Below are 20481 nucleotides of genomic sequence, written 5' to 3' on the forward strand. Positions count from 1 at the left end.
TTAAGATTACTAATACAAAAGTAGGTGCTTCTACACACATTAGGTAAAATAAACATCCCAATAAATGAAAAAAACGTCCCAAACTACAATTTCCTCCCTTTTTTATTTATTTACTATTTCATTGCATCATCAGGAGAAATATACCAGTAAGTAATAGAAGAAAAATCAATATTCGTATCAGCCCAATGCCATAATTCCATATCAAACCGAAAAGATTTATGGAAGGGTATCGCATCCAAAGAGCGATATCGCAAGTTTGTTACACGTCCAAGCTTTGAGGCTCCTTCACCGTTTGGCTGCGCCACAAAAGGATGATAGAAATTATTTCCGCTACACCAAGCATATCCATAATAATCTTCCGTACCCGTGCCAAAATGTGACGGAAAAGTTTCATCATCTATGTAAATCTTCTCATCACCTTCTCCCCACCAACGAGACGCCGTATTACGTAACGAAAGACCATCACCTGCAAATATCCCTTTGCCGCTTACTCTTAAAAAAATCACATCAAACGGCAAACTCTTCCGGTCGGGAATACTAAACTTTCTCGTAGATATATTCCTTACCTTAAACCAACTAGCCGCAAAATACATACTCGATTTATCCCAGGAATATGGAGATGATAAAATCTCCATATTCTCTAAAACAACTTCTTGAGCTCCCAAGTTCTCTATATTCACTTCACAGTTATTTCTAAATGGCATCACCCAGAAACATGACAATTCACCGTCACCGGTAACCTCAGAGTACCACGACTTATAAGGAGAAATACGAGAGCCTGTACAAAAAAAAGCACCGACAGGCGCCCACACTGTTTTTTTGCCATCAAAAGAAACACTTATCATAGTAGAATCTAAAGCATGGGCCATATTATCAGCCTGCAATTTAATTTTCAACATACGGATAGCCTTTTTACCTTCTATCTTGCATGAGAAACTCTTATCATGAGATAGCCGCCTATTGCTGAATGACACCGGCGCTAAACCGATATCCAATTTCCTATCGTAAGTTGAAAGTGACATTTGTACTTGTTCCAATAAATGACGGTTCTCTACAAGGCTTTCCTTTGAGAAAGATTCAACCTTCACTTTCTTATCATATTCCCTATAATTGATATTATAATAAAGAATCTCTCCGGAATTATTTCCTATCCCTTTCAAAGAATCACTCTCATAAGTTATCTTACATGACTTTGCATACGGTATCGGCAAATACAAATTATGTCCCCTCTTCAAATATTCAGTCTCCGGAGATAAAGATTGATTCAGAGGACCGCTTTTTAAGAGAATATCTCCGCTAAGCACTTTTAAAAGTTCTCCTTCAACAGCCGGAACAGATTTATCATCGATATAGATTCTTAAAATACCTTTCTGGCTATATCGGGCAACAGTAGCCCAAAACCGGACAATGGCACCGGGGGTTCTTTCATCCATAAGAATATATTCCTTTCTACCATTTACAGAATCTATTCCCAGAAAGTTGTTTCTGTCAGAATTAGCAAACCAATTCGCGGAATCGGGAGAAACAGACAGCGGATCGGTGCTGGACACCTGCCAACAACGATAATCTGGATATGGAAATCTTGTCAGATGCTCTCTATTTACCATTTCTTTTAGCAAGGACCTCACAGATACCTCCTCTTTTACTCCTTTCCCCCATACAGAAATGAGGGAAAGGAATACAAATACCACTAAACACCCTAGATGTTTCATGCCAATTTCAATTTAAATATTATTCTTTAGCTCCCGGATAGCCTAGGTTCTGCGTTATATTTCCCTCTGCGTTAGCCACTATGGTCTCGTTAGGGATAGGCCATAGCACGTGATACGGACGTATAACATACTTATTGGTAGAATAGAAATACTCTTCCTTATAGAAGTTATTCTTTTCTATGGCCCTATCATAATAGTAGTTCTTCTTATGAAAGTTGTCCAGCGAATACCCATTCTTTCCTAACTGAGCCATTATAAACGCAATCCTTGTCAATTCACACTTTCTCGGCTCTTCAAAATAGAGCTCACGGGCACGTTCGTCCAAAATATCTTCAATGGATATAGATTCAAGTTCAGGAGCCTTGGCCCGTTTCCGAATCTCATTCAAATCAGCTAAAGCTTCTTCCGAACGATCAGCCCAATAATATGCTTCCGCCCTCAACAAATAAGTCTCCGCCAAACGAAATATATATTGGTCTGTGAAACCTCCCTTCGGGTTATTTCCTACATTGATTTCATCCTTTCCTACGAATATCTTATAATAAGGCCATGAGAAATAACAACGGAAAGTATCCCTTACATAAGCTTTCTGAACCTGCTTCTCATAATAATCCGACTTCGGATTATTATACCACAATCTAGATATATCATACCAATTCACACTATTATGGCGCAAATCATTCTTGCAATCCTTCCACAAGTAATATTGATAGAAGTTTGACGGTCGAACTCCGGCTATACCTCTACCTAACGAATCCATCAAAGCTACATTTTTGCCATCTACGCATCCTCTCTTTCCGTCAGGGTCCAAAACGTCAGGACCGCACCAGTAAGGAGTCCAGCCACGCATTCGTTGCGAGCCTTTATCTCCGGGACCGGTATTCCCTTCCATCCCAAACCGCTCCTGCACAACCAGAATACCTTCCAGATTCTCCTTTGAGCTTATATTGTCAGGATTAAACAGATCATTTACCACGTCATGAATCCCGTCATTCTTTCTTACTCCGAAACGTTCCCGCATCAAATCATGCCCATAATTTTTAATACATCGGCTTGCCGAAGCTATTGCATTCTCAAATTCCCCCAAGGACAAATAGATTTTCGTCAATAAATGCTCACCGGCAGCCCGGTTAACAGCCCCATATTCAGCTTTCTCAGGCAACCATTTTACCGCAAACTCCAGGTCATCTTTCATCTGCTTCAGGATTTCCAGACGAGGCGATGAGTTAAAGTCCATTTTAGGTTCCTCCACTTCTTGTAGGATCATAGGGACATCCCCCCATAAGTTGACCAAACGATAATACCAATATGCCCTATGGAAATACCCTTCGGACAGAATCTCATTTTTATCCTGTTCTGTCTTAAAATCGGCTTTCTCCTGTCTGGTAATCACAATATTCGCATACTTAATTCCTCCCCATGCCAACGACCATAATCTGGGTGTTGCAGAATAGGGGGTAAACTGTATCTCAAGATTATGGATATTCACAGCTTCCGGACAACCAAAAACTCCCAAATCAGAAAATGCATACTCATACATCGACGGGTTATTATCCCCAAACCATTCTAATTTCAATTGTTTCCTACAAGACACTAATATACTCTCAAAACCCGCCTTATCTACAAATGTATTTTCAGGGGCATAAAATGATAAGGGTTTAGGAGACAACCAGTCTTCACAGGAAATAAATAACGGACCTGTCAGAAATAACAATAGGATTTTCTTATATAACTTATTCTTCATAACTCGATCTTTTTATCATTAATACATTATAGTGTAATATTCACCCCGAATGTGAAATTCCGGGGAGCTATACCTCCCACTTCCGGATCATAATGTTTCCAACCTGTAATTACAAAACCGTTTTCCAACATTGCGCTTACTTTTAATCCTTCTATCGAAAATCTGCTCAAGAGTTTTTTGGGGAAAACATAAGAAACGGACAGGTCCTGCAGACGGACATAATCTCTTTTCTTCCAAATATTGAAACTCGGACTTCCCGAATTGGAACCTAACTTACAATACGAATTTGAAGGGTTATCGGGCGTCCAATAATCATACCGATAAGTATTCATTATCTAAGTATATGACAAAAATTTGAAGACATCGATTCGGTAGCGGTTTGTGTGGTTGACAAGGGACTGGAAGATGTAGTCCAGTCCGTACTTGAATAGACTTACAGCCCTCCGCTTGTGCTTCAGCACCGTTATCGGTTTGATGTATTCGTTGATATAGATTCCTACGAGGTAGCACCAGACATACGCAATCATGATGATGGCAAAGAGATTGGACATACGGGAATGGTCACGGACATGGGAGCCTTCGATATCGAAGCCACTTGATTTCATGCCCTTGAACATCGTCTCCACCTGCCACCTCAGTTTGTACATCTCAAATGCTTCCTCTGCATTACAGTACGAGACAAGGATCTGCAATTCGGGTGCACCCTCCTTGTCCTTGATTTTAGAGCCAGACAGGTAACAGGCCTGTCCATTAACGTAGTAGATACCGTCAAGATGTTTGCTTTCACCCAGTTTCAGTTCGTTGAACAGCCAGTGGGCCCGTGTTTCCTGACCATGCCGATACACACGGAAGTTCTCTCGTATCCTGATATGGTAGTGAATGCCTCTTGCGTTCAAATAGCCCAGCCATTCGCTTCCAATGAACTCACGGTCAGCCATCAGGTGGTTGATGGAGTTTTCTCCGGCAAGACGAATGAACCGGTCTACAAGTTCAATCCTCTCCTGGGTATTGGAGTTACCCCGCTTGTCCATCATTTTGAATACGATAGGAAAAGCCATTCCGTCGTAGATGATGCCCAGGGTAAGGATGTTTATGTTGGTATTGCTGAACTTCCAGTTCGTCCTGTCCAGCGTAAGGTTGTACGGGCCCTGTACCGGAATCAGCTTTAATATGAGTTTTGCTATGAGGTCGGTACTAATCTCGCATTGGGCAATGAGTCGCTGGATTCTCCGCAGGGAAGATTCAGATGCCGCATTGCTATCAAAGGCGGAGGCCAGCTTGGAATACGTAACCCGCTGCACCTTGCAGAGGGCGCATAACATCATGCTGAGAGCCTTGATTCGTGCCAGATTCATACTTTTACCAAAATGTTCGTGCAATATCGGATATAATTCACTACTTTTGTAGTGGACCTTAGAAGTTCGTAACATGGTGTTAATGTGAGAGTTAACATACCTTAAAGTTACGAATTTTTAAGGTCTTTTGCAATAGTAATTATCTAATAATCAGTAGATTACAACAATTATTTTTAAATTTTGTCATATACTAAGATTCATTATATTAAACTGTCGGCTATCATCATTCTTTGCATAATTGAATGTCCCGAAATAGTTAAATTCGCCACGCAACAAGAAAGATATATTCAGACAGTCGAACAATGTGAACTCATTCCGCAAGGACATTCTATACTTAGGAGTTTTGGAACCTAACCAAACCCTATCATTTTTCGAATCAATTACTCCGTCATTGTTCACATCCAGAAGTTTAGGATCACCGGGAGTCTTACCATATTTACTAGCTTCCTCTTCCTCACCTATCTGCCAAACTCCTACAAACTTATAATCATATATGTCATGAATTCCATGTCCGATATACCAGCCATTCGTTTCATCGTCCGCCTCACGTTCTCCTATGACATTACCTTTATCATCCAGCACATTGACCTTATTCCCATACAAATGTTTTATCTTATTCTTATTCATGCTATAGATAAACGTTGATGTCCATTTCAGCTTTTTAGGGATATTCAGATTTACGCTATTCAAGGTTAGCTCGGCACCAATATTCGAAACCTCTCCCATATTTGCAGCAACTGTAGAATACCCTATAATATCGGGTAACGCACGAGTTAACAAAAGGTCTGTTGTCTTCGTTTTATACAAATCAATAGTACCAAACAACCTGTTCCCTAATAATCCGAAGTCCAGACCGATATTTGTAGAAGCTGTCTTTTCCCATTTAAGCATACTATTAGCTAGATTCTCCGTCCACACTCCGGTAACGGGCATACCACCAATGATATTTTTGGTAGTCTTCAGCCTCGACAACGCTTCATATCTTCCGAACTCACGATTTCCATTCATGCCCCATGACAATCTCAACTTCAGATTATCTATTACCTTATTATCTTTCATAAAACTTTCTTCCGATATTCTCCAAGCACCGGCAAATGCGGGAAAGGTGGCATAAGGATTGGACTGACCGAATGCAGAGAAGCCGTCACGCCTGACAGATGCAGTCAAAATATAGCGATCCATCAATGCATAATTCAAACGCCCCAGGAATGCATTACCGGTTTGTACCTGGTCGTCTGTATTCAACTCCGGGTTCAGCCCTGCATTCATGTTATGGAATCCCAGATTTCCATTCGGAGTAAACCCGTCGTTCTGTTGTCTGGAAGCCCAACTCTGATATTTTTCCACATTAGCAACCAACGTAACGTCGAAGTTATGTATCTTATTGATTGACTTATTCCATTTCAGGATATTATCCACCATCCATTCATACTCTGAATAATCACGACGATACGCAAACCCACCTTCCACAATAAAAGGTATAGTCGAAGGATCGTAATAATAATCTTTCCCCCATGCGTAACGATTTTGATAGGACACTTGATAGGAAATGCCAAACGGCAACTTAATCTTAGCAAATAAAGTGGCTAAAAAAGTCTGCGTTTTATTGAATTTCTCCCGATTATAGGTATAAATAAAAGGATTCGTCAACTTCTCATAATCATGTGGATACCATTTTAAAGATCCATCAGGTTCATACATAGAGCCATAGGGGCTAGCCTTAGAAGCGCTGGTTAAATCAACCGCTACAGAACCATCCGTTCTATTGGCAAATTGTGCATTCACTCCGACTGACAGCCATTTGGAAATTTCACTTTCGATATTAATTCGCGAACGGACGTTTGAATAATTATCTCCAACCTTCACCCCCTCATTATTGACATATCCCATTGACATAAAATAATGTGTCCTACTCGATTTCCCGGATACACTTACATTATAATCCTGCCGTAACCCTGTACGGAAGGCTCTATCCATCCAGTCGGTAGTCAGTCCCTTTTTATAATTCTCAATTTCAATAGGTTGCAACGCAATACGGTTCAACCAAGTCTCAACATAATCTCCCGAGAAAGAAGGATCGTACTCTGACCACTGCTCTTTAGAAACTCCATTGGGCAAATCCTCTGGATTATCATAATAGCCTAACGGCTTCTTGCTCCCTGCAGGAGCAAAATAATCTTTTGTCTTATAATAGTCACTCCGCATCTTCAAATATCCTTCGGGAGAATATACTTCCGCAGCCTTTCCTACAGAGGTAAATCCGACACGGGTGCTCACTTGGATCAACGGTTTTTCCGATTTCCCGCGTTTTGTTGTTACCATTATGACTCCGGCAGCTCCTCGTGCTCCATAAATGGCGGAAGAACTGGCATCTTTCAAGACATCAATGGATTCTACATCACTAGGATTAATATCCTGCAACAAACCATAATAAATGGAGCCGTCAAGTACCACCAATGGTTCAGTATTTGCCTTTAAAGAATTAGGCCCGCGAATTTCCATTGTCCCTCCTCCAGAAGCTGTACCACCCAGGGAAGAGTTAAAACCAGCCACAGTACCTCTCAAGAATTCGACCAAGTTTGTTGCAGCCTTATTTTCTGTAACTTCCTGTCCTATACGCGTGACAGAACCCGTCAAATCTTTCTTCTTCATCGTTCCATATCCGACCACAACCACCTCATCAAGCATTTCCGTATCTTCGTGAAGGACAATATCCAACATACGGACATTTTGCCCAATTTCTTTTTCAACTGTCTTATATCCTATATAGGAAAAGACAAGGGTACCTTTACTTGCCGTAACTTTTATAGAGTATTTACCATCCAAATCCGTAATAGTTCCCCCAGTATTCCCCTTTAATAAAACACTGGCACCAATCACCGGTTCCCCAGCAGCATCCTTAACGGTACCAGATACTATCCTCCCGTTTGTTTGAGTCTGAGCCAGAACGTACGTCGGTCCCGCGCAAACAAGTAAACTCATCAACAAAGATAGATATCTGCTAAAGATAAATATCTTTCCACTTTTCTGTTTTTCAATTAGCATAATCAAATCTATTAAAATTATAAACCTCAACCATTTGTCTGCATTCCCTCGTAATCCGGGCATTTTTCTTTCACGCTATCACTCTGCTCATTCAGCAACATAGTCATAGCGGAAATCCCTCTATTTTGCCAGAGGTAATAAGGAACAGCCTTGAATTGTACCGCCTTTCCATGGACAAAACCTTCACCTTTCAGAATATGAGTCCCATTCAGAATAGTGGAATCATAAGCATATCCAACTGAAGATGATACCGGGAAATTCATTTCTTCAATATTAAATTGATTGTCCACTCCTTCCAAGCAAAACAATACCGGTCCTCGCATTAAAGCGACTTTTCCTGCGTTCGCCTTTATCTTGTCATTAGTATACACTCTATGAATAGGCATATCAAAAGCAACCTCCACTACATCTCCTTTTTTCCAACGTTTGTGCAGAGACAGATATCCATTCTCATCAGGTAGACATCCTACTGCTTTACCGTTAACCTTTACGAAAAAGTTTCCTTTATTGCCGCTACCATAATAATAGCAGGAGGAAGCAATATGAGTGTCTTTGTTCACCCAACGCGGCACCCTTATCTTCAGGTCAACAGCGGCGGCAGGGAAAACGCACGAGTGCTAATTGTTTAATAATCAATAGTTCCCTTCTCTTCTCAAAACTTATTTAATGGCAATACTCTTGTATATCTAATAATAAATAAAGTCTTCCTAGTTACTTTTCCTCATATAGACGTGTCACAACTTTACATGGTCATGCCACCTATTGCTTTCATCCTTTTTAATCTTCGGGCTTCTTCAATTGATATATTGATTATTTATATTGTATTCATTCTGGTATTTCATTATCTTCACGTCTAAATAATAAACAGTAATGGATAAGATTGCAAAGGATTTTTTAATAAATGACGAATTGGCACGTCATATGGCTAGTATGTCTGAAGCTATTGATACAATAGACCCACGTGAAAAGAATAAAGTCACTTATTCGGGCAAATTGATAATGCTTGTCACTTTATCGGGTGTTTTTTGTGATTGTCAGAGTTGGAATGATATAGCAGACTTCGCCCGTTATAAGAAAGATTTTCTTAGGAGATTCATACCGGATTTAGAAACTACCCCCTCACATGATACATTACGCCGATTTTTTTGTATCATAAAAACAGAAAGATTAGAGAGTTGTTACAGAGAATGGGCCTGTAATATGAGAGGTGATTCACCGTCCATAGAAGATTGCGACTGGTCGAAAGTTCAAATAGGTGAGGGTAATGATCTTTATACGAATAGACATATAGCTATTGACGGGAAAACGATCTGTGGTGCCATCAATGCTGATAAACTGGTACAAGAGTCGGCGGGTAAAATAACAAAGGAGCAGGCAGCATCAGCCAAACTTCATATTGTCAGTGCCTTTCTTTCTGATATGAGTCTGTCATTAGGGCAGGAACGGGTCTCAATAAAAGAGAATGAAATAGTAGCAATACCCAAATTACTGGACGACATTGATATACGACAAGGAGATGTAGTTACCATCGATGCACTTGGCACCCAAAAGAAGATTGTAGAAAAAATAACAGAGAAACAAGCCGATTATCTTTTAGAGGTGAAAGATAATCATTTAAAACTAAGGGAAAATATCGAAAACGATGCGGAGTACTTGCTAATTTCCGGAAGAGAAAATGATTTTATCAAAAGAGCTGAAGAAACCACAGAAGGTCATGGATTTATGGTGACAAGGACCTGCATATCCTGCTCTGAACCCAGTAGATTAGGGTTCTGTTATCGCGATTGGAAGAATCTTAGGACTTATGGAATAATAAAGACCGAGAAAATAAATATAGCCACAGGGGAAATACAGAATGAGAAACATTGTTTCATCTCTTCATTAGTGAACAATCCAGAGCTTATTCTTAAATATAAGAGAAAGCATTGGGCGGTAGAAAATGGATTGCATTGGCAGTTGGATGTTACATTTAATGAAGATGATGGAAGAAAAATGATGAATTCGGCACAAAACTTTTCCACTTTAACTAAAATGGCATTGACCATTTTGAAGAATTATCAGGATGAAGACAAGAAGACTTCTGTCAATAGGAAAAGGAAGAAGGCTGGATGGAGTGATGAGTATCTAACTAATTTGATAAACAACTTTATTAAAGCGTTTTAACTCGTGCGTTTTCCCTGACAGCGGCGGACGACTCCCACGTAAAACTGACATTCCCATTCCAGGGGAATGCAGATGTTTGCCTCAAACAGACTTTACGTCCGTTAATCAAGGTTGAAACCGAACTTCCTATAAATTGATTCACGTATAATGCCTCCTTGTCTTTGGCATAAATCCAACGACTAATGCCGGTAATGAAACCCGGTAACTTTGAAGGACAGCAAAACAAATAACTTTGTCTCACCCCCGAATGGGCACTTTTACGATTCTCCTTTCCTATATTGATTTTGTTTGTATAGAAGTAAGATTTACCATCCAGACTTATTCCGGAAAGCGCACTATTATACATTTCCAATTCAACTAAATCTGCATATTCCGTTTTCCCATAAAACAAGCCGAGCCTGTAATTCCACTGCCCCTGAGCTATATTAGAACAGCATTCGCTATAAGTGGGTAAAATCGGCAGATCATAACTATGCCCATGCTGCTCATCGTGTGTCCCATTCCCGATACCACCATGGATATACATTTTTGTACCAATCACATCGTCCCACAAACTATTGATTGCTGTCTCCAAATCTTTCTTGCCGGTAGCACGACAGACATCCGTCGCTCCCGTATACATGTAAGTCGTTTCAACGCAATGTCCGTAAGCCTTACGCTGCTCATGAAGAGGTTTTGAGTTTTCTTCTCTATTAATGTCTACCGGACGTGAGAAGCTGACATAACGACATAATTTATTCGCCGTATTCAGATATTTCTCATCCCCTGTCACCTCATATATTTTCATCAGGCCGATCTCCACTTCAGGATGATCCGCATGTCTTCTTATCTTGTCATCCGTGAAAATAGTACAAATCAGGTCTGACAATTTAATAGCCACTTTCAACAGTTTGTCTTTCCCCGTCCCCCTATAATATGCAACTCCGGCTTCCATCAGATGTCCGGCGCAATATAACTGATTATACGCAAACGGCCATTTGGTATTCACTGAGTTCCACTGATTTTCTACGCCAAACCCAAAACGCTTAATTTGTTTCATCTCCGGGCTGGGAGCGGCAGGATGATCAAAAGTAAGCATATACTGAGTATGCAAATATCCGGTTGAGGATTGGGCATCAGCTATATCTTCAATAATAGAGTCAATGCGTTGCTCCAGCTTCTCATTCTTCTTATAAACAAATGAATAGCCGGCCGCTTCTATCAACTTATAAATTTCGGAATCAGGGGCATTGAAGATACTTAACTTGCCCTCTTTTTTCCCTGCGACGATTCTGAAGTTATCAACCTTCCCCTGCTTTTCCGCCATATCCAGCAAATAGGGAATAGTAACCTCCTGAACAACTTTGATACGTTCATTCCAAAAATCATCTTCAATCTTAACGTTATTGAACTCTACTGCCGCCAACTTCGAGTATGAGTATCTCTCTGATACATCATATTGTTGCGAGTGAATATTCAATGAACACAATAGTAGAATAGAAAAATAAAAACAGGTCTTCATAGTCATAAAATTAATTATTATAATAACGTCTTTCACCGTCTCCTGAGCAAGTACATATTATACATATAAGATTATCATCTATCGCAGATATAAAGTATTCGTACCAGGCGGTATAAAATAAACATCCCAATAAATAGAAAAAACGTCCCAATATACCCTTATAAAAGAAATAATAGTAGAATTCATCTGATAAAAAGTGCCTTTATACGCCTTATTTACTTGTTTTTGGACATATTTACGAAAACTTCGGGTTTCTCTCCTACTTGAATAAAGTCTGCCCTTTCTCCCATATATTCATAAGTTTCCTGATTATTCTTTTATTGCCGGTATCAAATGTGTTTCTTTTCTCCAACTCATCCGAAAGGTAATCATATAATTCAGTAATATATTTCCCATTCTCCCCATAGCGCGTCAACCGAAACTCTGGCGTTCGAACGCTTATTCCGTTATTGAAATAACTATATGCAGCCTCTTGCCACGAACGTTCATAAGGAACGTTCAATAACTTCATAAAACTATGACCGTCCAAACCTTCCGGAGCAGGTATATCACAAAGTTCCATCAAAGTCGGATAGATATCGACCGAACTGACAATACGACAATTCTTTATCGCCTTACGGGCATGGGGAGCTTTCACTATCAACGTACTGCGCAACGAGGATTCCATTAAGGTATGTTTTCCCCACACACGTTGGTCGCCCAAATGCCAACCATGGTCTCCCCATACGATTACAATTGTATTCTCCGCTTCTCCTGACTGCTCCAGTTCGGTCAACACCTTTCCTACCTGAGCGTCAACATAGCTAATACAGGCAAAATAAGCATGCCGCAGTTTTCGTGCATAAGCATCCGAAGCACTCTTGTCCAATGACACTTTCTCATCGCCTTTCAAATACCCGTTAAACTCGTCACTATTATGCAAGGCCAGCCGGTGCGTACCTTCCGGAATGTGAGGAGCCGGAGACAACGGAATAGAGGCTTCATCATATAAATCCCAATACTTTTTGGGAGCGGTAAACGGCAGATGCGGTTTGAAGAAACCTACTGCCAGACAAAAAGGGGAGTTCTTGGCAGACAGTTCTCTCAATTTCATCACAGCCAAATTTGCTGTTAATCCGTCAGGATAACCTTCATCCGGCACATCCGCACATTCATAAGGAAAGGCCTGTTTATGAAGGCTCTGACGATTGCTGCCATCTGCATAACCGAAAAACGCATTCCAACCGGTCTCCCATTTTCCGGCATTAAAAAGCATTTCATTCCAGCTATACGGCAATTCCAAACGATTACTCTTCGGACGTGCATAGCCATACAAATAACCATCAGCATAATGGCTTACTTTGCCAATCCCTACCGTATAGTAGCCATTGCGTCTCAAGTGATGAAACATCGTTTCCGGCTGTTCGCTTTCCTCCCTTCCCGATAGTTTAATCTTACAGGCTTCATTAGACAAATCCTGCTTATCTCTTGGCAATCTACCTGTTAACATACTTGCACGGGAAGCGCCACTCGTAGGAACTTGCACATAATGATGAAAAAACAAACTTCCCTGACCTGCCAATTTATCCAGATTAGGCGTTTTCACTACCGAGCCATAACAACCTAGTTCTTGACGTAAATCATCGATACAAATAAAAAGTATATTAGGTTTCTTGGGAGCATTCTTCTGCTGTGCGGCAGTATACACCGGCAATCCCAATAAACAAGCTGATATATATGCAATTTTTCTTTCATTCATAATACCTAGAATTTATGTATATAAAAAACAAAGATCTGATTCGGAGCTTATCAGTATAGCACTGAAAAAGTGTCCATTCTTAAAAATGGAATATTTAAACAGAGAGGAAAGGCGATTATGATAAATCCCACAAGAAAAGAATAGAAAAACTCCGGCATTTACCAGTAGGAGATTCCTCCTCTTTATCAATTAAAGAGTTTTTCGTTCAATTCGCTGCTACTTTCTTTCATATCAAGCCTGTTGGAAAGTATATCATTCAATAATGTATCATTATCACACTTCCCTTCTTCTCTAAATAATTGATAAACTAGAGAGCAAAAAGGTCTAAACAGGCTTTCTGCACTTCGCTCACCGAGGAGCGAGGTGCTCATCGGTGGGGAAGGAAACGTTCCTCACCGAGGAACATCCTATTGGTTTTAAACCAACGCATGCTCCGGCTATAAAAAAAACGCATACCCGACGTAGTTTTATACAACACCAGCCTGCATTTCCGCATATTATTGCACTAATTTATGCAAATTATTCTCTAGTTCATTCTTTTCAGCGCCACTCATTCTCAACGTAATCTTAAAAACAACACATCGTTGGACTGAAAAGATAAATACAAATTACCGGTCAAGAGGGCGAAAGAAGCGTCCGTCGTCAGCATCCGGTTTCAAATGCTGTTCACCGGGAAATATATCCCCTACCGATTCCTGCCAGACCTTTAAAACCAGCCGAAAACGATTCAGTTCTTTTTTCATAGCGCGTTTCCCTGCTATGTTATTTAAACAATGGATATCTTTCTTAATCGCATATAGCTCTTCTTCGGAACGAGGAGCGATGAAGCAGTCCTGATATATTTCCGCCAATCTCCCATTTTTAAAATCATCAAGCATCTGAACATAAGCAGGTGTACGCATCGCATCTCCGACAGAGGGGTTGGACAGGTGAGGCAGCCAATTTCTTATATAAACAAAGTCCTTTGTCATAACCGCGCGTTCATAAGCCCTGAAGGTGTGCCAGTTGTGTTCCGCAAAAGCATATTCCCGGACTTCGGTTTCTGGGTTCCTCAATATAGGAAGCAAACTTATTCCCTGCAAGCCCGGCGAACGTTTCGCTCCACCTATTTCCAGAAGAGTAGGGGCGATATCGACTGCACTTGCCAAACTCTCCGTCACACTTCCTTTTTCTACAATGGCCGGATAATAGACTATAAAAGGAGACTTCACACCTTGCACATTTACCCGTGTCTTACATTGCGGGAAAGGTCTTCCGTTGTCTGTCATCACAATAATTATCGTATTTTCCAGTTCCTTCTCCTCTCGCAATAAATCAAGTACCTCACCAATATGCTTGTCAAAACGTGACACTTCATTATAATAATCAGCTATATCCTCCCGCATTTCCGGAGAGTCTGGAAAATAAGGCGGCACAACGACCTCCGAAGGTTGATAAGGGTCGATATACTCTCCTTGCTTATAGGGGCGGTGGGGATCCAAAGAAGCTGCAAACATAAAAAATGGTTTAGCCGCAGGTCGTTGGCGCAAGGCGTCGACCCATAATTTCCCCATTTTCCAGGGTTTGCCGGTTGACTTTAGATAATCAAACCGCTTTTCTATCTCTGGAGTATTTGTACCATGGTTCTTACCGACCAGCATTGTATAATATCCATTCTCCTGAAGACAATCAGGAAAAAGAGTGGCTTGCGGTGGCAATTTATCGTGCAGGTTCTGCGCTCTCGTACTGCTCGGATACATTCCCGTGAATATCGAAGAGCGACTGGGACTACTAGAGCTTGCAGTCAAAAAGAAATTATCAAAACGGAGACCGTTTTGAGCAAGCCAATCGATATTAGGTGTCTTCACCACCTGATGCCCATAAGCCCCAACCTCCTCCCATCCTAAATCATCTGCAATAAATATCAAGATGTTAGGCTTGTTTGTAGTAGAAAGTGTATCTGCTTGAACAATATCCGGCAGCACAATACCTAACAGCAAAACCGTTGAATATATTTTTCCTTTCATATCCTTTTATTTTTATTCTCCAGAAGGAACGACTATTGGCTCTCCCCATCCTACCGGCGTACCAAAATTGGGAGTTCCATCCGCATTCCAAGTAAATCTCTGCATAAATGTAGAACGTCCAGTCCCATAGCTTCCATGATTACGATTCTTTACATGGTAAACAATCCAATCTTCCGTACCATCTGGGGATTTCGTAAAACTACAATGTCCAACTCCATTTACTCCATCCTCGTTCACGGTATCATCACAACGATAAAAAACTGCGTTCGGAGATTTTTTCCAATTAGACGGATTCAGCGGATCATCACCAATGTTCAACATAAGATATGCTAAACGATAATCTTTCGTCCAAGAACCATTACAGGAATACACGACAAAAACTTTACCATCATGCTGCAAAAATGCCGGTCCTTCATTTACCTTACCGGAAACAAGTTCCCACGACTGATCAGGTTGGGATATTTGCACCCGATTGGAACAAATTGTCCATGGATTACTCATTTCTGCAATATATATACGTTGGTCTCCTCCTGTCTCTTTACTTATAGTACCAGACCAAACCGCATATAATTTGTTTTCAATCTTTAAAACACCCATATCAATCGCATAACATGTATTGTCGACTGTAGGCACTATGCCCGCTACATAGTTATCCCCTGTATAAAGCATACCCATATCTTCATATTCTCCCAACGGATCAGCTGTTTTAGAACGAAGTACACCGGTACGTTGCATTTTATAACTCCCTCCACTCTCTTCTATGGGGCGTCCTGCCGCATAATATACATACCAACTTCCATCTATAAAATGCAATTCCGGTGCCCATATATGTGAAGTATTCCATGGTTTAATCGTCCCATTGTCTTTCGGTGCAGTCCAAATAGCCTTAGTTGGATTTATCTTTGTTAGTTTATCAGATTTTGAGACATTAATACCATTATAGTGAGCCTTGCAAACATAATAAGCCCCTTGATGCTGTATAATCCATGGATCCGGTATGCCAGCTATAGGATTTATAAATGTCTTATCACTTTGTACTATTTCTATTATCACATCATTCACACCTTCGGCTGAAAATGTTATTTTAGCTTTACGGGAAGTAGTCACATCATCATTTGCCGCATAATTAACAGTTAAAACTTCCTTTCCTCCCGACCGAGCCGGCAATTGAATCCATTCATCTTCAGTTACAGCACTCCATACTAAGTTTGTTGCAATACTCAGTTTAAATGTACCAGCAAAGTTTCCAACCTGAATTGTGCCCGGTAACACTGATAAATAATTTTTACCAACTAACGTCTGAAAGCTTCCTTCCCTACTTGGTGAATCATCAGCTCCATCGCAAGCTACTGCCAATAAAAGAAAAGGCAACAATATTATATACAATAATCTATTCATAATTTTAATTACTAAAAGGAAAGCAATAAGAAACTATTATCAAAATCTATTTGAAGATTGTGATGTACCTTCTTCCCCCATTTATATATTATCCGGAAGCTTCTCCATCACAATACGAAAACCACTATAGTCACCGCAGTCTCCTTTATGTTTTGCACTGCCACGCGCTGAGACCCTAAAATATTTGTCATGCCTAAAACTTCCCCCACGAATTACAATAGCAGGGTCTCCCGAATTCGTTTTATAAGGGTTTTCGGTGATTTTTCCTACTTGATCCATATAAAAATTTGCATCATAAGCATCACGACAATATTCAAACGCATTTCCTGTCATATCATAAATACCCAATTCGTTAGGAGCCAAACTTCCTACAGGCTTCGTACCTATCTTTGAGGAAGTAAATACTGCAACTTCAGATTGCACATTGCTCCCACTATAAATATATCCATTACTCTTATTTCCACCCCGAGCCGCATATTCCCATTCTGCTTCACTTGGAAGACGCACTTTTACTCCTAATTCGGCAGAAAGCCATTCACAATATTGTTCAGCACATGCCCAAGTAATATTAACTACTGGATTTCTCCCTTTTCCACTTTTAGGCGTATGAACCTGATTTGGCAATGTTCCGGAAACATCAAAAGCCCATGCAGCCCGCTTACTATTAAATAAAGCCTTCGCTACTGCTGAGCGCGTTCTTGCGCTTTGGTAAACATTCATAAAGACACATAACTGTTCATTAGTAATCTCATACTTACCTATATAAAAATCTTTAGTAATACTAACTTCATGGACAGGCTCTTTTCCATATGTTGTACCGTCTATCGCTGAAGGTATCTCATTTGTCTTAGGTTCCCCCATCATAAATGTACCTGCCTCTACCAATACCATTTGATCCATAGTTAATCCAGGTAGTATATTTCCAGTCCTAGTCGTAAACTCAACAGGTAAACCATAGAATACTCCATCTGCATTTTTAGCATAAGCACGAACATAATAAGTCGTTCCCTTTTTCAAGCCACCGACAATAGAATAATAGCTCCCGATACCTTTTTCTACTTTTTGGTAAGCATCTTCTTCAAGGGTCGGATTCTGGGTTGTTCCCCAACAAACTCCCCGCTCTACTGTAGGCGAACCTGCATCCATTAAAACTTCACCATATAAATAAGCACTCTGATAACCGGGAAAAACATCTCCGGTTTTAATAAAGTTCATCGTTTTAAACCAAATTGTTTCACCATATACCACACCTGTCTCTGTCTTAAAATAAGGACGAACCAAATAATTCGTATTTTGGCTCAAATTTTCTATAAACGCATCAAAAGCAGCACCACCAGCATCTGCAACAATTTTCTTCCCATCAATGGTGGGCTCATCAATGGCAGGAGGAGCAAACTCAGTATCCGTCTCTTTATAACACACGCCATACTCTACTATTTCCATGCCACCGTTGTCTGCTATTTGCATTAATGCTGTTGCAGTAGTAGGAGTTATATCGGTTACATCATCAATTACACACCAACCGTCACCCGGAATTTCTTTTGTCGTAAATTTCAGTTCATTGCCATAATAAACATAACCTCCATCATGAATATATGCTCTCACATAATATTCTGTGGAGGGGGATAGTCTTGTCATCTGCAACATATAGCTATTACCTGTTAAATCACTTGATACTTCAACCTTACTATCCTTTACTGTAGGAGAAGGAGTTTCACTCCAACAAAAGCCTGTCATCGCATTTTCAGGAATAATTCCCTTCGTTATATATGCACTAACAAAAGCAGTACTTTGTCCCACTCGAGCAAATCCCTGTGTAGTTACCTGTACAGAAGCCTCTACTATTTCCTCCTCCTTACATGCACTAATCAACAAAGACACTATTGTTAACATCAGAAATAAGAAAACTTTATTTTTCATACTCTTTCGTTCTTTAAATTAATTAATCTATTACACGTGGTGACCAACCCCAATTCTGAATGAGATTTTTATTCTTATTTATCTCAGACTGCGGAATAGGCATTAAATTCATCCGATCTTCATAACTACGCTTTTCTATCTCCTTCACACCATATTCTTTCGTCTTATCATCCTCTTTCAATATAATATCTTGTTCGTGTACTACTTTTTGTGTGTTTCCACCAATCATCCAACGCCGCACATCCCAAAAACGATATTCCTCAAAAGCAAATTCAACCCGACGCTCATTTTGGATCAAATTTCTAACATTTTCCTGAGTTAAAGCCCAGCCACGATTGGCAAAAGTAGTACGTACATCAGGCATTCCGGCACGAGCACGTACCTCTGATATGGCCCAACAAACAGCATCGTCAGGTACTGAAGAAGGATCGTCATAATATTCATTCAAAGCTTCAGCATATAGCAATAGAATATCAGCATAACGAATAATCGGATAAGTATTAGGTACCGTCACATTCTCAGTAGGATTCAAATCCTTATCCATGAATTTTTTCAAGAAAAAGCCCGTGCGTGAATATCCGCGTATATAATCTTTTCCCCAAGGTTTCTCAGAGTCAATATCACGTCTCCAGGTTTGAAATTCTATGCCGCAAAAAGTTGCCTCATCATACCATATTGTAGCCTCTAAGCGAGGATCACGCCCAGAGAAAGGATGTAACGGACGAAATCCTGAACCTTCTTGCTCCGGTAACATGCCATTTTTCATCTCATAAGCTGCTACCAAATCTTGCGTAGGCAAATTATAACATACAGGCCCTCCTTTTCCACGTACAAGCAAAAAATTAAATGGCAAATTCTGATAATATATATCTATTGTAGGACCTTTCAAGAAAGGGAAAATAGATTCTTCAACAGTGTTACGTGTCACAAAATAAGTTTCATAAGCAGATTTTGTTCCATTTGTTTTTTTATATAAATCATAGCGTCCTAAATCAATCACAGCTTTTAACGCTTTGGCTGCGTCCTTCCAACGTTCTTTATCATAATCAGAATAACGCCACAAATCTTTATTAGGATCTTGAGAATCATATTGCGGATAATCATTGGGGCGATTAAACAAAGGGCTGGCAGCCAAGGATAATACCTTAGCTTTCAAAGCTAATGCCACACCATCATTCGCGCGCCCAAAATTATTACTAGCCCAATCCTGATTCACACTGCGAAAAACAGCAATGGCATCATCACATTCTTTCAATATATATTTCACACAATCGTCAAAAGTTGCACGCTTAGCTTCTTTCAACTCTGGCGACCCAAAATGCAACGTTTTATCCAAAAGAGGTACACCACCAAAATGCTTCAGTAATTCTGCATAAAAAAATGCACGTAAAAAGATCACTTGCGCACGCAAATACTCCAAATCAATACGAGTTGCTACACCATCCCTCTCTTCTATATAATCATAATTCTCTATAAATTTATTACAAGCACGAATGGATGCATAATATTTTGACCAAATGCTTCCTAACGGCACACTTTCAGCATTCCAATTGCCATCATTAAATCTTTGGGCATCCGATTCCAAATTACGAGCTTCTCCATTGTCTGTAGCACAATCAAGATAGGCACCGTTCCATGAACCAGGAACCTCAGCCCCCTTTGGAAGCGAATAATAAATCCTCAAATCCGCAACTAAGCTCTTCAGCGTCCTTCTTGCGTCTAAACGTCCTCTCATCACTGAATTAGCAGATAAATTGAGGCTGAAATACCCACTTCTGCCCACAATATCCCCTTGCCCCACTATGCGACTTGAGGCAATACGCAGTATCATACCCATAAGTTGTAGGCGTTATCCAAAATCAGTCTGAAAAATATCTGCGTAAGCATTATTACAGGTAT

13 protein-coding genes are annotated in these 20481 nt (G+C 40.2%); 1 reads left to right on the forward strand and 12 read right to left on the reverse strand.

The window, feature by feature from the left end:
- Positions 1 to 113: 113 nt before the first annotated feature.
- The 6 genes from HMPREF9009_RS02350 to HMPREF9009_RS02375 all read right to left on the reverse strand — a co-directional run bounded on the left by HMPREF9009_RS02350 (position 114) and on the right by HMPREF9009_RS02375 (position 8440).
- Entirely contained in the window at positions 114 to 1712 is a 1599-nt protein-coding gene (locus HMPREF9009_RS02350) for a glycoside hydrolase family 172 protein (protein WP_083444134.1), read from the reverse strand.
- A gap of 19 nt (positions 1713 to 1731) precedes the next feature.
- Positions 1732 to 3456, reverse strand: coding sequence for a RagB/SusD family nutrient uptake outer membrane protein (locus tag HMPREF9009_RS02355; RefSeq protein ID WP_049701348.1), 1725 nt, complete (start codon positions 3454 to 3456; stop codon positions 1732 to 1734).
- A gap of 26 nt (positions 3457 to 3482) precedes the next feature.
- On the reverse strand, positions 3483 to 3788 hold the full coding sequence (locus HMPREF9009_RS02360; RefSeq protein WP_049701349.1) for a hypothetical protein: 306 nt from the start codon (positions 3786 to 3788) through the stop codon (positions 3483 to 3485).
- A gap of 3 nt (positions 3789 to 3791) precedes the next feature.
- Entirely contained in the window at positions 3792 to 4886 is a 1095-nt protein-coding gene (locus HMPREF9009_RS02365; RefSeq protein WP_232313561.1) for an IS4 family transposase, read from the reverse strand.
- Positions 4887 to 4994: 108 nt separating this feature from the next.
- A complete protein-coding gene (locus HMPREF9009_RS02370) occupies positions 4995 to 7793 on the reverse strand; it encodes a SusC/RagA family TonB-linked outer membrane protein (RefSeq protein ID WP_087323997.1) in 2799 nt (932 codons plus the stop codon).
- An 89-nt stretch (positions 7794 to 7882) separates the two neighbouring features.
- Positions 7883 to 8440, reverse strand: coding sequence for a glycoside hydrolase family 127 protein (locus HMPREF9009_RS02375; RefSeq protein ID WP_083444135.1), 558 nt, complete (start codon positions 8438 to 8440; stop codon positions 7883 to 7885).
- 286 nt (positions 8441 to 8726) lie between these two features.
- Between HMPREF9009_RS02375 and HMPREF9009_RS02380 the strand changes: the two genes are divergently transcribed.
- Complete coding sequence (locus HMPREF9009_RS02380) at positions 8727 to 10019, forward strand: ISAs1 family transposase (RefSeq protein WP_049701351.1); 1293 nt, start codon at positions 8727 to 8729, stop codon at positions 10017 to 10019.
- On the opposite strand, the gene HMPREF9009_RS02385 is transcribed toward HMPREF9009_RS02380, so the two are convergent.
- The 6 genes from HMPREF9009_RS02385 to HMPREF9009_RS02410 form a co-directional block, all read right to left on the reverse strand.
- The gene (locus HMPREF9009_RS02385) at positions 10006 to 11526 is read right to left on the reverse strand and encodes a glycoside hydrolase family 127 protein (protein ID WP_083444136.1); all 1521 of its coding nucleotides are present in this window, start codon (positions 11524 to 11526) and stop codon (positions 10006 to 10008) included. The genes HMPREF9009_RS02380 and HMPREF9009_RS02385 overlap by 14 nt on opposite strands.
- A gap of 253 nt (positions 11527 to 11779) precedes the next feature.
- Positions 11780 to 13258: a sulfatase gene (locus HMPREF9009_RS02390; protein WP_049701353.1), complete on the reverse strand. Its 1479-nt coding sequence runs from the start codon at positions 13256 to 13258 to the stop codon at positions 11780 to 11782.
- A gap of 608 nt (positions 13259 to 13866) precedes the next feature.
- A complete protein-coding gene (locus HMPREF9009_RS02395) occupies positions 13867 to 15264 on the reverse strand; it encodes a sulfatase family protein (RefSeq protein WP_049701354.1) in 1398 nt (465 codons plus the stop codon).
- A gap of 12 nt (positions 15265 to 15276) precedes the next feature.
- Positions 15277 to 16662 carry a family 43 glycosylhydrolase gene (locus HMPREF9009_RS02400; protein ID WP_049701355.1) on the reverse strand — a complete coding sequence of 462 codons (1386 nt, stop codon included), beginning with the start codon at positions 16660 to 16662 and terminating at the stop codon, positions 15277 to 15279.
- Positions 16663 to 16743: 81 nt separating this feature from the next.
- Positions 16744 to 18582, reverse strand: coding sequence for a formylglycine-generating enzyme family protein (locus HMPREF9009_RS02405; protein ID WP_083444137.1), 1839 nt, complete (start codon positions 18580 to 18582; stop codon positions 16744 to 16746).
- Between the two features lie 22 nt (positions 18583 to 18604).
- Entirely contained in the window at positions 18605 to 20413 is a 1809-nt protein-coding gene (locus HMPREF9009_RS02410) for a RagB/SusD family nutrient uptake outer membrane protein (RefSeq protein ID WP_232313562.1), read from the reverse strand.
- Between the last annotated feature and the right edge of the window lie 68 nt (positions 20414 to 20481).

The sequence above is a fragment of the Bacteroides sp. 3_1_13 genome (assembly GCF_001185845.1).
Classification (GTDB): domain Bacteria; phylum Bacteroidota; class Bacteroidia; order Bacteroidales; family Bacteroidaceae; genus Bacteroides; species Bacteroides xylanisolvens.